This window comes from Reyranella sp. (genome assembly GCF_004297265.1).
Taxonomy (GTDB): domain Bacteria; phylum Pseudomonadota; class Alphaproteobacteria; order Reyranellales; family Reyranellaceae; genus Reyranella.
Window position 1 is genome coordinate 1 of record NZ_SCUT01000062.1, and the last position, 13,232, is coordinate 13,232.

A 13,232-nucleotide genomic window follows, 5' to 3' on the forward strand; every position below is an offset into this window, starting at 1 on the left:
CCGCGTTCCACAATGGCCATCGCCATGGAGATGCCCCCGAGATCAGGCCCCCACACTCCCTCGTTGCATAAAATGCTACCTGAACAGAGGGGGTGTCAGCTAGTGCGACCCTTCGGAACGTTTTGGCCGGCGGCGCTCGCTAATTGCCTCTGCGTCCAGCTTCCGCGCCAATTCTATATGGGCAATAGGAAGGCCCGCATATCCTTAAGAATCGTCACGAGACTGCCCCGTTCGGCCGCGATCGCCTGCACGAAGGCCTCCCACTGGCGGACATTGGCCGGACCTGCACCAGAGATGGGCTGAAAAGCAGCAGAAAGCCCGGGATAATGGCGAAGACAATCACCCGCTGATCGCCTACGCAGACTTTACCGATTACGAGCCGATCATCCTTTAGAAAGACAACTGGAATTCCATCTTCAAGGCTTTCTTCCACAGGCGCGAGTTCGTCCTTGAATCCTTCCAACGCCTAAGCTCGAAGGGTTCATGCTGACGGCCTTGCAGTCGCAGCGCCGAGTACACGCGCCATATGAACAAGGTACACGGTGAAAAGAATGCTGTGTTCGGCTCGGCCCGGAGCGAGCATAGCAAGCTGGCAAGCTGGCAAGGCAGCAGGAGAACATCATCCAGGCGATCAAGGACGGCGTTCCGGCCTTAGAGGTCGGGGACGATCTCGCCCAACTGACGGCATGGCGCGAGGAGCTGGAAGCCCTGCTCGCCGGTACGAAGGAAAATCTGGTGCTGCTGCACCCCGCGATGGCGACGCGTTATATTGGACGCAGGTCGCCTACCCCATGAAAATCCTGACCCGAGAGGATAGCCGGGCAGAAGCGCGAGATCCTGCGCTCGCTCGTGGAGCGTATCACGCTCAACCCGAACAAGGACGGCAAGCTCGATATCCTTCTTCACGGCGACCTCGCCGGAATCCTGAACCTCGCCACAAAATAAGCGGCCGCCTGGATAACCGGACAGCCGGCGTAATAGTGCAGGTTAAGATGGTTGCGGGGGCGGGATTTGAACCTACGGCCTCGGGGTGATGAGTCTGCTATAGGCGGCCGACCGTCCAAATGACACTCCACAGCACCCTAGAGCTAGCGCCGGCATCACAAACTCTTGGCTTGGTACTGTCGAGGACGTAGACCGACAAATCTAGGCAATGGGAGCCGTGTCGATGACGTCAAACCAACATCAGCCGGAGCGCGATCAGCGTCACCCCGGACGCCGTCTCCCCAGCGATTGCGCTTCAACACCTTGTCGCGAGATGGAAAAGTCCGCTCGTGCAGCTCGGCCTGATCATCCGATCATGGCACAAATTTTCGACGCGCTGATTAACAATGACTTCAGTAGGCAACGTCGGCTCGTCGTATTCAAGGACGGTTGTCGTTATGGAAAATTTGGAAAGACCAAGGCCTACGAATTGATCGCGCAAGAGCGAATCAAGGCCTACAAATTAGGAGGCAAGACCATGATCGATCTCGACAGCGTGGACCAATTTCACGCCTCCCTGCCCAAGGTCGAATCAAGAGCACGCTAGGCTGCGGATCTGCTTAGCAAGACGGTGCGCCCGTCGCGAAGGCTGTCGAGCCGATCAGCCCAATGCTGCATCAAACGCACACGCTCGGACCAATAAGCCGCACGGTTATAGATGCCGCGAATCTTGTTCTTGTCGCCCTTGCCAAGTTGGCGCCGCACCACCTCGTCGCGTCGCCGCCGCTTCTTTTCCTCGGTGGAATGGGCAAGTTGGGATTCGACGACATCACCGTCGAACGCGCCCTCCTCGTTGAGCAACGTCGACGCGGTCGAGCGGAAACCGTGCGCGCAGTGGTGGCCTCCGGGACCGGTATCGTAGCCCATGATCCGTAGAGCCTTGTTCAGCGTGTTGTCGGACATCGGCACATCATCATCGTATGAGAACAAGTAGCGGCATCGGCCGCTCAACGGCCGTAGCTTCAAGAGAATAGCGAGCGCCTGGCGGGAAAGAGGCACTTCGTGATCATCGCGCATCTTCATCTTCTCGGCGGGGATCAACCATACCCGGTTCGCCTCGTCGAATTCGGACCACTCCGCTAGCCGAAGCTCGCCCGGCCGCACCATGGTCAAGGCGATCAGCTTGAGGGCGTAGCGCACTAATCCGCCGTTTTTGGCGTCGTAAACTGCAATGCGGCGCATCAGATCACCAACCTCGTCCGGGTCGGTCAGGGCCGGGCGCGGGTTCGCCTTGGGGGCCCTGGTAAGCGCGTGCTTCAAATCGCGGGTCGGATCGCTGCCGCAATACGACGCCCCAATACCAAATTGGAAGACCCGCGAGGCCGTCGAGCGCAACCGGCCCACTGTGTAGAAGCGGCCGCGGGCTTCAACCCGTCGCATCGCCGTCAGCAAGTCGGGTGGCTCGATCTCGCACAACGGTCGATCGCCGATCTCGCGATTGAGCTGGCCGAGATTCCAGCGCTCCCGCTTGATCGTCGCTTTGGCCTTGTTTTCCTTCTCGAGCTTCTTGCTCACCCATTCCTCGCCGACCGTGCGAAAGGTGTGCTTGTGCTTCTCGTCGTCCTTTCGCTGCGCCTCGCGCACTGCGGCCGGATCCCGCCCCTGGTCGAGAAATTTCTCTGCGTCGTGGCGCTTGTCGCGGGCGGACTTCAGTCCGACGCCCGGAAATGTGCCAAACGACATATTCTTGCGCTTGCCGCCGAAACGGTAGCGGTAAAGCCACAGCCTAGTCCCATTGGGTCGCACCACAACGCTTAGGCCCTGGCCGTCAGCGAGCGTGTATTCCTTGTCGGCCGGCTTGGCATTACGGATTTTGGTGTCGCTCAGTTCATCCATGGGAATGGTCCCTCGTAAACCGCGAAGCGCCCGTGTACCCGGCCTTTCAGGTGTACCCAGAGTGTACCCAAAGAAGCCGGATGCTCTCGAACAGCCGCGAACTGCGGCGAGCGCCAATATACGCTCAAAGCCTGATTTTACGAGGGTCCTGAGTGGTCCGCGAACGAGCGCAGACAACTAAGAACCAGGCCGGATGGAATATGGTGCCCCGAGACGGAATCGAACCGCCGACCCCATCATTACGAATGACGTGCTCTACCAGCTGAGCTATCGGGGCAGTGGCGGCGGGTTTAAGCGAAAGGGCGCGCGGGCGCAAGGCGCCGTTTTTGCCCGTTTTGACGCCATCTTTCGGCCGAAACCGAAGCATGCGGCGCGCGGGAAGGCTATAGAACGCCCGCCATGACGACGCTCCTCTCGCTCCTGCCTCTTCTTCTCGTGCTCGGCCTGCTGGCCTCGGGCCGCGCCAGCGCGCTGGTCGCGGGCCTGGCGGGACTGGCGGCCACCCTCGCCGCCTCGGCGACGCTCGTTCTCCAGGCAGATGGCCCGGCCGCCGTGGCGCTGCTGTTCCGCCGCGAGGTACCGGCCGGCCTGTGGCTCTCCTGGCACGTCATCGCCATCATCGTCACCGGCGTCTTCTTCCATCGCGCCACGCTGGCCCGCGGCGGGGCCGGTGGCGGGACCTTGGGCGCCGACCCGCTCGAGGCCTCGCCGCGCCGCCTGTTCGCCGTCTGCTTCCTGCTGGCACCCTTCGCCGAATCGGTGACGGGCTTCGGCGTAGGCTACATCATCGCGCTGGCGGCGCTGCGGCGGCTGGGGATCGGCGGAATCCCGGCCCTGCTGCTCGGCCTCTACAGCCAGTCGCTGGTGCCGTGGGGCGCGCTGGCCATCGGCACCACCGTCGGCGCGACCCTGGCCGGCCTGACGCCCGGCGAGCTGGGCCTCAGCTCCGCCGTGCTGCAGATCCCGATCCACGCGATGTATCTCTTCCTCTACTGGCGCTTCGCGCGCGAGGCCGGCGTCGCGGTGCCGGCGCTGCAGAAGCTCGACGATGCGCTGTGGACGGCACTGCTGCTGGTGCTGGTCTGGATGGCCAACCGCTTCAGCGACGTGGAGATCGCCGCCGCGGCGCCCACCGCCGTCCTGCTCGGCGTGCGCTTCTGGCGCGACGAGCGACCCGACGGTGCGCGCCTGCGCGCGACCCTGCGCACCGCCGCGCCCTACGTGGTGCTGACGCTGACGCTCTGCGCCACCCGCCTCGTGGCGCCGCTGCGCGACCTCTTGAAGCCGCTCTGGGCGCTGCGCCCGTTCGACAACCAGCCGGCCTTCGCGCCCTTCTACGCACCGGGCTTCTGGCTGCTGTCGATCGGCCTCGCCGTGGTGCTGATGGCGCGCGCGCCGCTGGCCAAGGTCGCGGCCGAAGCGGCGCGCGGCGCCTGGCGCGCCTGCGCCGTGACCTTGGCTTTCGTGGTGATGGCGGAATTCTATGTCGGCTCCGGCATGGCGACCTCGATCGCCGAGGCGCTGCGCGCGGTCGCGGGCCGCGGCGCGGCGCTGGGCGTGCCGCTGTTCGCCGCGGTCGGCGGCTTCCTGACCGGCAGCGGCGCCGCGGCCAACGCCATGCTGATGCCGATGGAGACCGCGCTCGCCCGCGCCCTCGTCCTCGATCCGGCGTGGATCGCCGCCGTCCAGAACAGCGTCACCGCCAACCTCACCATGCTGTCGCCAATCCGTGTCTCGATGGGCGCGGCGATCCTGGCCCTCTCGACCTCCGACGCCGCCCTCTACCGCCGCGCCTGGCCGCTCGCTTTGCCGCCGCTGCTGACCGGCGTCGCGGCGGTGCTGGTCCTTTTGTTCCATCTCTGACTGCGCGACACCTGCTTTTTCAGGTTCCATGCGCAATTATGATTTTTTAATGCCGAATGAAAGAATAGAATAAGAATTTCAACAAAGTGAATAGATGCGCAAGATAACTTCAAAACGTGTTCATTTGGACACTTATTTGCCCGCTTTGACCGTGCAATATTCTCTTGCGGCAAATATCTGCCGTGAAGCGGGGTTTCAATGACGAACTATCTTACGATGCTGGCAGTGTCTGCGGGCGTGATGGTGGCGAGCCAGGTGGCGATGGCGCAATCGGCGGTGCCGGTGGCCAATATGCCCAAGCAGTGCCAGGAGCTGGCCCGCAAGGGCTTCCAGATCAAATCGGAAAACATCACGCGTTCGGGGACGGGTGCGACCACCCCGCGTCCCGGAAGCTGGGCGGCTCCGCGCAAGTACGGCGAAGCCGGCTCGGACAAGTGGTTCATCGACAGCTTCCCCGCGGCCCCCAAGGGCGGCTGCCGGATCTGCGGCGTCAACATCGGCGTGAAGGGCGTCGTCGGCAACTCGAGCCAGCAGAACGACTCGATCGCCATCGTCGGCTCGAACTCGACGGCGCCGCAGGTGCTCGCCACCCCGGCCCCGCCGCATGCCAACACGGCGCATACGCGTCTCGCCAGCGCCGGTCCTCTCGCTCAGGGCCCCTACAGCAACGGGTTCCAGCTGAACGGACCGGACTACATGAACTGGTACCTGAACTCGCTCGCACCGTCGCTCGACATCATGGTCCAGGATGACAGCTCGGTGACGATGATCGAAGTCACGTACTTCTACTACTGAGCCTGCCGCGCCGGCCGCTCGGCGCCCGGCGATTTGAAAGACCTCGCGAACGGCCCCGGATTCGGGGCCGTTCCTGCTTCCGAGTTCATCGTCGCGCTTGACCGGCCTCGCGCCGCGGGTCTTGTTGCGCTCGATCCATGACCATCACGCGCCGCCACCTGTTCGCCACCGGCCTCGCCGGACTCTCGACACTCCCCATCGCGCGACCCGCTGGCGCCGTGATCGTGCTGGACCGCACCTGGCGGTCCGAGGGCGGGCGGCCGGGCCGCGAGAGCGAGGGCTTCCGCGCCCACGAGGCGCTGGCCAACCAGAGCCAGTTCGCTCCCGTCATCGCGCTCTCGACCGACGGCGGCCAGGACTGGGGCATCGGCTCGGCGACCTGGCTGGGCAACTACGGCGGCAATGCCTGGGTGCTCAGCGCCTCGCATCTTCTCACGCGCGACAATTCGGTCTTCGACTTCACCTTCCGCGCGCCCGACGGCACGCCGTGCAAGGGCGACCGCCAGATCCGCCATCCGCTGTTCAACGGCAACAACGACGAGACCACCGGCTACGACGTCGTGCTGATCCGCATCCGCGGGCCGATGAACGGCGGCGGCCCGGCGCCGCTGCTCTATGGCGGCACGCGCGAGGAAGGCCAACAGGTGGTGATGGTGGGCTACGGCGCGCGCGGCATCGGCTCGGCCGGCCAGGGCGACGCCTATGACGGTCCGTCGGGATCCAAGGCCGCCGCCACCAACGTCGTCGACGAGGTTGAAGACCTGGTGCAGCCGCCGCCGCGCACCGGCGATCGCGGCAACTGGCTCTCGGTGAAGCTGCGCCGCGAGAGCGAAGGCGCCGGCCGGCTCGACGGCCTGCTGGGCTCGGGCGACAGCGGCGGCTCGCTGTGGATGCGCACGCAGGCCGGCTGGGCGGTGGTCGGCGTGAACGCCAATGGCGGCGACCGCTACGGTGACTCCTCGTACTTCGTGCGGGTATCGGGCCTGCGGCCGTGGCTCACCTCGCACCTGCCGGGCCTGCGGTTCGGGGGGTGAGGGGCGGCGCTGGCTCCCCTCACTGACGTTGGACTGTCGCTAGCTCTACGAGTGTAGCCGCCGCAGCGGTGTATGCATGAGGTGAACTTGACAAGCCGCGACCAGAAGTCGACCGCGCAAGATCGACGAGGCCACCGACTCTATCTCTAATGGTTCTGGTGCCAGAATTACCGTGTAAGGAAGCTATTCACCGCAATCGCATGGCCTTGACTTCTCTCTGTACACGGCCCCCAACGTTCTCGTAAGGTTCCCTATGGGCGTTGTTCAATCCATTGATCGGGCAGTAGGCGATCCTGTTGCTGGCGGATTCTATACCGTACGCGAAGCCGCGCGCCTGTTAGGCATAGGTCAGCCGAGCAAGATCACTGCATGGCTTCAGGGTCATCAGCGTGGCGCGGCGGCGATCATCAAGCGTCAATACAAACCGATCGAAGGTGCCCAGGAGTTGGGCTTCTGGGATTTAATCGAGGTGCGATTCGTTGAGCACTTCCGCAAGCAAGGTGTCAGCTTGCAATCGCTGCGGAAAGCTGCCGAACAGGCACGCAAGGACTTTGGCCATCAGCACCCGTTCGCCATGTCCAACGTAAAGTTTCTCACTGATCGAGTGACCGTGTTTTCTCACGCGGCACAGGAAACGGGCGACAAGTTTCTGCTTAACCTCGTGACTAAGCAGTACGCGATGTACGTTGTGCTGGAAGAGGTTCTAGCCAAGGGTGTCGAGTTTGATCCCGCGTCTGGAATGGCGCGGGAGTGGCGGCCGACTAAAGAGTACCCGCACGTTGCGCTTAACCCTCTAGTTGCCTACGGACAGCCTGCAATTCTTCCGGACGGCGTACCTACGGCCGCGATCTTCCGAACATGGAAGGCCGAAAATGGAAGCTATCCGGCGGCCGCTGACTGGTACGAAATTACCGAAGATCTAGCGCGCGAAGCGGTAGAATTTGAACTGGGGTTACCTGAGTGAAAGTCCGGGCCGACGAGCACGTCGCGCCCAAGATCGTTCAGGCGCTAAGGATCGTGGCACTTAGCGCCGGATGGGAACTCACCGGAGTCCGAGACTTTCACGCCGCCCGAACATTGGACGAAACGTGGCTTCCACGGTTTGCTTCGGAAGGTGGGAAAGCGATCATCACCGCCGACGCCAACATGCTCAAACGCCCTCACTTGATTGCCGCAGTTCAGCAGTCTGGCGTTTGTGGTTTGATCCTTCCGTCTGTCTGGGCACAAGCAAGACGCAATGTCCAAGCGGCCTCTCTGATTCGCTTTTGGCCAGAGATCGAAGCGGTGTTCACCGCGGCCCAACCCGGAGAGTTTTGGAGGCTCCCGACGAGCCTATATTCCGGCAATTTGGAAAGACTAAGAGTCAACTACGCAGCAGCAGCCCAAGCAGCCGCCCAAACACCATGAGGCAGGTATTCATCGCCACTACCAAAGCAGCCATCCGACACCAATGGGAAGGCGCTAGTCTAGAAGGCTTGCTTAAGGGCCTTAGCAACGCCGCGCTAGCAGCCAAAGTAGCGGTTCATTGTCGCCGCTGCGACCTTGGTCCTTCCTAGACCGCTGTACCCCCCACTTCACACCCTCTGGCACAGTCGCATTTTGCCTCTATGATCGCCGCCGCCCCGGCGGACGGGGCGGATTTCGCGGGAGGGAACGATGGCCAAGGTGGCATTTCTGGGACTGGGCGTGATGGGCTTTCCGATGGCGGGGCATCTCGCCGCCAAGGGCCATGAGGTCACGGTCTACAATCGCACCTTCGCCAAGGCCGAGGCCTGGACGCAGAAGCACAAGGGCAAGGCCGCCCGCACGCCGAAGGAGGCCGCCGCCGGCCAGGAGATCGTGTTCTGCTGCGTCGGCAACGACGACGATCTGCGCTCGGTCGTGCTGGGGCCGGACGGCGCCTTCGCCGGCATGGGCAAGGGCACCATCTTCTTCGACAACACCACCGCCTCGGCCGACATCGCGCGCGAGCTCCATGCCGAGGGCAAGAAGCTCGGCATCGACTTCATCGACGCGCCGGTCTCGGGCGGCCAGGCGGGCGCCGAGAACGGCCAGCTCACCGTGATGTGTGGCGGCGATGCCGCGCCGTTCGAGCGTGCCAAGCCGGTGGCCGACGCCTTCTCCAAGGCGGTGACCCTGATCGGCCCGTCGGGCGCCGGCCAGATCACCAAGATGATGAACCAGATGTGCATCGCCGGCATCGTGCAGGGCCTCGCCGAGGCGCTGAACCTCGGCCAGCGCGCCGGGCTCGACATGGAGAAGGCGCTGGGCGCCATCTCCAAGGGCGCGGCACAGAGCTGGCAGATGGAGAATCGCTGGCAGAACATGGTGAACGGCAAGTTCGACTACGGCTTCGCCGTCGACTGGATGCGCAAGGACCTCGGCATCGCGCTGGCCGAGGGCAAGCGCCAGAAGGCCGCCATGCCGCTGGTGGCACTTGTCGACCAGTTCTACGAGCGGGTGCAGGCGCGCGGCGGCGGCCGCTGGGACACGTCCAGCCTGATCCAGCCGCTGCAGAAGCCGTAGGGGCAAAGTATGAGCGGATACACGCTGTGGGGGCGGCCCGGCTGGGGCTCGGCCCTCGTCGAGGCGCAGCTCGACTGGTACGGGCTGCCCTTCACCTACGAGACGGTCGGGGACCTGTTCAAGGACCCCGACGCGAAGACCAGGCTTCAGAAGGTCAATCCGCTGGCACAGGTGCCCACACTGGTGATGCCCGACGGCAGCGTGATGAGCGAGAGCGCGGCCATCACTTTGCTGCTGGCCGACGTGACCGGCAGCGACGCGCTGGTGCCGGGACCGGGTGCTGCGGAGCGTGCGGCGTTCCTGCGCTGGCTGGTGTTCCTGGTCGCCAACATCTACCCGACCTTCACCTATGCCGACGATCCGGCGCGCTTCGTCTCGGTCAACAATGCGCGCGATCCGTTCCGCGCCGCCACCGACGCCTATGCCCAGCGCCTGTGGCGCCAGGTCGAGAGCGCGGCCGGCGCGCCGTGGTTCCTGGGCGAGCGCTTCTCCGCCCTCGACATCTATATCGGCGTGATGACCCGCTGGCGCCCGCGGCGCGGCTGGTTCGAGGCCGAGACGCCCAGGCTCTTTGCCATCGCCCGCAAGGTCGACGAGCGGCCGGAACTGAAAGAAACCTGGAGGAGGAACTACCCATGAAACGTCGCAGCTTCGTCGCCCTTGCGACCACTGGCCTCGCCACGACCGCCCTCACCGGCACCGCTTTCGCCCAAGCCAATTACCCCGACAAGCCGATCACCATGGTGGTGCCGGCGCCGCCGGGCGGCGGCACCGATCTGGTGGCGCGGCTCTATTCCGACCTGCTGAGCCAGGAGCTGGGCGTCCAGGTGATCGTCGACAACAAGGGCGGCGGCAACGGCAATATCGGCACCGCCATCGTCGCCCGCGCCAAGCCCGACGGCTACACGATCCTGATGCAGTATTCGGCCTACCATTCGGCCAACCCGGCGCTGATCAAGGACCTCAACTGGAAGCCCGACGATTTCGTCGGCGTCGCGATGGGCGCGATGGCGCCGCACGTCATCGTGGTCGCCAAGAAGGTGCCGGTCGACGACCTCAAGAGCTTCATCGCCTACGCCAAGGCCAATCCCGGCAAGCTGAACTACGCCTCGGTGGGTGCGGGATCCGTGCCGCATCTCGGCGGCGTGCTGCTGAACAAGGCGGCCGGGCTCGACATGGTGCACGTGCCCTACAAGGGCTCGGGACCGGCGACCGCCGACATCGTGGCGGGCCAGGTCGAGGTGCTGATCGTGACGCCGCCCGCCGTCTCCGGCCATATCCGCAACGGCAACGTGAAGGCGCTGGCGCTGGCCAGCGACAAGCGTCTGCCGTCATTCCCCGACATCCCGACGACCGCCGAAGCGGGGCTGCCGGGCTTCACCCTCGACGGCTGGTTCGCTTTGTTCGCACCGGCCGGCACGCCGCAGCCGATCGTCGACAAGCTCAACGCCGCGATGGTCAAGGTCGGCAAGATGGAAGCCGTCGTCGCCCGCGCCAACCAGCTCGGCACCGTGCTGAAGGACTGGCCCGCCGCCCAGATGGACAGCTTCGCCAAGGGCGAGGTCGAGACCTGGGGCAAGGTGATCCGCGACAACAAGATCACCTTCGCGGAGTGAAGTGAACAAGCGCTTCGTCACCAACATCCACCTCATGCTGAGGAGCGCTCCGCAGGAGCGCGTCTCGAAGCATGGGCACGAGCACAGCGTTTGCTATCCATCCGTCGAGACGCATACCTTCAGCATGCTCTTGAGGATGAGGTTTTGCGTGTGAATTTGAAACCGGAAGGACCTTAGGAGAACGTTTCCCCGTAGCATGCCTAGTGCCGCTATGGTCTCGACACTAACAGCGCTTCACGACAGCATGCCTAGCCCCAAAGGCCGGCCCATGGCTTCACATGCGACCACCATTCAGCTGGCGTCAGGATGCGAAGTGGCAAGCGATGCAACTTGTTGCGCTTGCTCACTATTGTACTGCGATCACAGGTGCAGAATGCGTCACATTCGAGCGTGATCGCGTTTCCAATCAACTCGCGATCAGCAATATCGGGAAGTGCGATCACTGACGGAGAATCGAAGAGATGGTGGGCGAACTCAAAAGTTAGCTGACGATCATCCGTCTTAGGAAGGTGATCAACAATTTGGATGCCATAGTCTAGAAGATCATCACGAAGATCAGGATTGCGGGTGCGCGAGAGTTCGTCGAGCGTCTTAGGAGAACCCACAAGATCCCAATCCGCCCTACTTCCCACATGAAAGACATGCATTAACGCTTCGATATCTAGCGCCAAGGTCTCTTCTGTGTTCGGCGGAATCGGTTCGCGCTCGAAGATTTGGGATCGCCATTTGACAAGGCAGTTGATCACATTCGTGTCGAGAAACACGCGGCACGGGATATGATTAAATGGAAAGCGTTCGCAGTCCAAGCTGTGCTGCTGGCTGCTAACATAAAGCACGTACTTCTTTTTTCTGTCGTCCCAATATTCGAGCGGCATACGCGCAAGCATCACCCAAGCCGTCTGCCGAAACAATCCCGGCTGCCGCTTTTGCCTGTACTGGTGTCAAAAGGTCTGCCGGCACCGCCTATCGGCGAATCCTCGACACCCAGCCCGCCGACGCCGAGGGCTATCGCCGCCTCGCCGCCGACCTACAGCGCCGCGACGGCGTCGAGGCCATCCTGCTCGCCGGCACCGACCTCGCCCTCATGTTCGACGAGACGACGGCGGGCTTCCCCGCGATCGATGTCGCCCGCCTCCACATCGACGCGATCGTGGAGCGGCTGGCGGCCTGAGGCCGTTCCGCACACCATGACCTCGTCCTGAGGAGCACGCCGAAGGCGTGCGTCTCGAAGGATGGGTAACGAACGTGGTGCTCGTGCCCACCCTTCGAGACGCGCTCCTGCGGAGCGCTCCTCAGGGTGAGGTCAATTTTGTTGATACGTTTTAGAAAACGTGTCGCACGCCGACGATCTGGCCGAGCGAGCGGCCGACGTGTTCGGCGACCGCCGGCTCCAGCCCTTCGACCTCGATCTCCACATTGAGTCCGTCGCCGTCGGCCTGGGCGAAGACGCGGGCGGGCACGAGGCCGCGCTTGGCGATCAGTTCGAGCGCGCGCGGCAGCACGCCAGGCTCGGCGTCGGCTTCGAAACAGTAACGGACGGCGGAATTGTTACGCTTGAGGGAGAGGACGGCAGACATCGGACGGTTCCTTGGACGAAGGGCAGGCGAACGCAGCAACGCAACGGTTTGCAGTGCAAACCGCGGTGCTAATTCGCCTTCCAAGGAGGTCCATGCGGGCCATGCCGTCAGTGTAGCGCGAGAGGCGGCCGGCGCGCTAGGGTCCCGGCAACGAACCCGCCGGGAAGGAAACAAAGATGCGTTCGACGCCCATTTACGAGGTGCATGCGGTCAAATATGCCCACCTGCCGCGCAAGGCGTGGGAAGTGCAGATCAATCCCGACCCACACGACGCCGACTTCCCGATGGACTATTTCGTCTGGGTGGCGATCCCGCTCGACGAGAACGGTCACCGCGCGATCGGCGGCAAGCCCATCGTCATCGACACCGGCTTCAACGCCACGGTGGGCAAGCAGCGTGGCCGCGAGGTGAAGAAGAATCCCGCCGATCTCCTGTCGGAAATCGGCGTCGATGCGAAGGAGGTCGAGGACGTCATCGTCACCCATCTCCACTACGACCATATCGGCAACTGGGACCGCTTCCCGAAGGCGCGCTTCCATCTCCAGGACAAGGAGATGAACTTCGCGACCGGCCGGCACATGTGCAAGGGACCGTTCCGCCACGCCTACGAATGCGACGACATCGTCGGCATGGTGCGCGCGCTCTACAACGGCCGGCTGGTGTTCCATGACGGCGACGAGGAGCTGCAGCCCGGCATCTCGCTGCACCTGATCGGCGGCCACACCGCCGGCATCCAGTCGGTGCGCATCATGACGCGCAACGGCTGGCTCGTGCTCGCCTCCGACGCCAGCCACTATTTCTGGGGCGTCAACAACGACAAGCTGTTCTCGATCGTCTACTCGGTCGCCGACATGCTGGCCGGCTACGACAGACTGAAGAAGCTGGCCGACGGCCGCATCGAGATGGTGATCCCGGGCCACGATGCCGAGGTCACGACCCGCTATCCGGCCTCGCGGCCCGGCCTCGAGGGCATCAGCGTCCGGCTCGACTGATCGCCTCAC

General features: G+C 63.6%; 14 protein-coding genes and 1 tRNA gene. 10 read left to right on the forward strand and 5 right to left on the reverse strand.

The genetic code is table 11. The features are described from left to right. Positions 1–1,168: 1,168 nt before the first annotated feature. Positions 1,169–1,531: a helix-turn-helix domain-containing protein gene (locus EPO41_RS27825; protein ID WP_296332450.1), complete on the forward strand. Its 363-nt coding sequence runs from the start codon at positions 1,169–1,171 to the stop codon at positions 1,529–1,531. Here the strand turns inward: EPO41_RS27825 and EPO41_RS27830 are convergent. After that, positions 1,528–2,820: an integrase arm-type DNA-binding domain-containing protein gene (locus EPO41_RS27830; RefSeq protein ID WP_296332452.1), complete on the reverse strand. Its 1,293-nt coding sequence runs from the start codon at positions 2,818–2,820 to the stop codon at positions 1,528–1,530. The two genes, EPO41_RS27825 and EPO41_RS27830, sit on opposite strands and share 4 nt — an antisense overlap. A 201-nt stretch (positions 2,821–3,021) precedes the next feature. Further along, a tRNA-Thr gene (locus EPO41_RS27835) sits at positions 3,022–3,097 on the reverse strand. 122 nt (positions 3,098–3,219) lie between these two features. Between EPO41_RS27835 and EPO41_RS27840 the strand changes: the two genes are divergently transcribed. The 8 genes from EPO41_RS27840 to EPO41_RS27870 all read left to right on the forward strand — a co-directional run bounded on the left by EPO41_RS27840 (position 3,220) and on the right by EPO41_RS27870 (position 10,654). After that, entirely contained in the window at positions 3,220–4,683 is a 1,464-nt protein-coding gene (locus tag EPO41_RS27840) for an L-lactate permease (protein WP_296332454.1), read from the forward strand. A gap of 198 nt (positions 4,684–4,881) precedes the next feature. Beyond that, entirely contained in the window at positions 4,882–5,478 is a 597-nt protein-coding gene (locus tag EPO41_RS27845; protein ID WP_296332455.1) for a hypothetical protein, read from the forward strand. A gap of 137 nt (positions 5,479–5,615) precedes the next feature. Further along, on the forward strand, positions 5,616–6,512 hold the full coding sequence (locus tag EPO41_RS27850; protein WP_296332456.1) for a trypsin-like peptidase domain-containing protein: 897 nt from the start codon (positions 5,616–5,618) through the stop codon (positions 6,510–6,512). 253 nt (positions 6,513–6,765) lie between these two features. Continuing rightward, positions 6,766–7,476: a hypothetical protein gene (locus EPO41_RS27855; protein ID WP_296332458.1), complete on the forward strand. Its 711-nt coding sequence runs from the start codon at positions 6,766–6,768 to the stop codon at positions 7,474–7,476. Beyond that, positions 7,473–7,919, forward strand: a complete 447-nt coding sequence (locus tag EPO41_RS29785) for a hypothetical protein (RefSeq protein WP_363247673.1) — start codon at positions 7,473–7,475, stop codon at positions 7,917–7,919. Before EPO41_RS27855 ends, EPO41_RS29785 begins: the two co-directional genes overlap by 4 nt. Positions 7,920–8,168: 249 nt before the next feature. Beyond that, positions 8,169–9,038 carry an NAD(P)-dependent oxidoreductase gene (locus tag EPO41_RS27860; RefSeq protein WP_296332459.1) on the forward strand — a complete coding sequence of 290 codons (870 nt, stop codon included), beginning with the start codon at positions 8,169–8,171 and terminating at the stop codon, positions 9,036–9,038. 9 nt (positions 9,039–9,047) lie between these two features. After that, positions 9,048–9,677 (forward strand): glutathione S-transferase family protein, encoded by a 630-nt coding sequence (locus EPO41_RS27865; protein ID WP_296332460.1) that lies wholly within the window; start codon positions 9,048–9,050, stop codon positions 9,675–9,677. Continuing rightward, the gene (locus EPO41_RS27870; protein ID WP_296332461.1) at positions 9,674–10,654 is read left to right on the forward strand and encodes a tripartite tricarboxylate transporter substrate binding protein; all 981 of its coding nucleotides are present in this window, start codon (positions 9,674–9,676) and stop codon (positions 10,652–10,654) included. Before EPO41_RS27865 ends, EPO41_RS27870 begins: the two co-directional genes overlap by 4 nt. 248 nt (positions 10,655–10,902) lie before the next feature. On the opposite strand, the gene EPO41_RS27875 is transcribed toward EPO41_RS27870, so the two are convergent. The 3 genes from EPO41_RS27875 to EPO41_RS27885 all read right to left on the reverse strand — a co-directional run bounded on the left by EPO41_RS27875 (position 10,903) and on the right by EPO41_RS27885 (position 12,231). Continuing rightward, complete coding sequence (locus tag EPO41_RS27875) at positions 10,903–11,529, reverse strand: hypothetical protein (RefSeq protein ID WP_296332462.1); 627 nt, start codon at positions 11,527–11,529, stop codon at positions 10,903–10,905. 152 nt (positions 11,530–11,681) lie between these two features. Further along, positions 11,682–11,843, reverse strand: a complete 162-nt coding sequence (locus tag EPO41_RS27880; protein ID WP_296332465.1) for a hypothetical protein — start codon at positions 11,841–11,843, stop codon at positions 11,682–11,684. A gap of 133 nt (positions 11,844–11,976) precedes the next feature. Continuing rightward, positions 11,977–12,231, reverse strand: a complete 255-nt coding sequence (locus EPO41_RS27885) for a hypothetical protein (protein WP_296332466.1) — start codon at positions 12,229–12,231, stop codon at positions 11,977–11,979. Positions 12,232–12,407: 176 nt separating this feature from the next. Here EPO41_RS27885 and EPO41_RS27890 point away from each other — a divergent pair, with 176 nt between their 5' ends. Further along, positions 12,408–13,223, forward strand: a complete 816-nt coding sequence (locus EPO41_RS27890) for an N-acyl homoserine lactonase family protein (protein WP_296332468.1) — start codon at positions 12,408–12,410, stop codon at positions 13,221–13,223. Positions 13,224–13,232 lie beyond the last annotated feature (9 nt).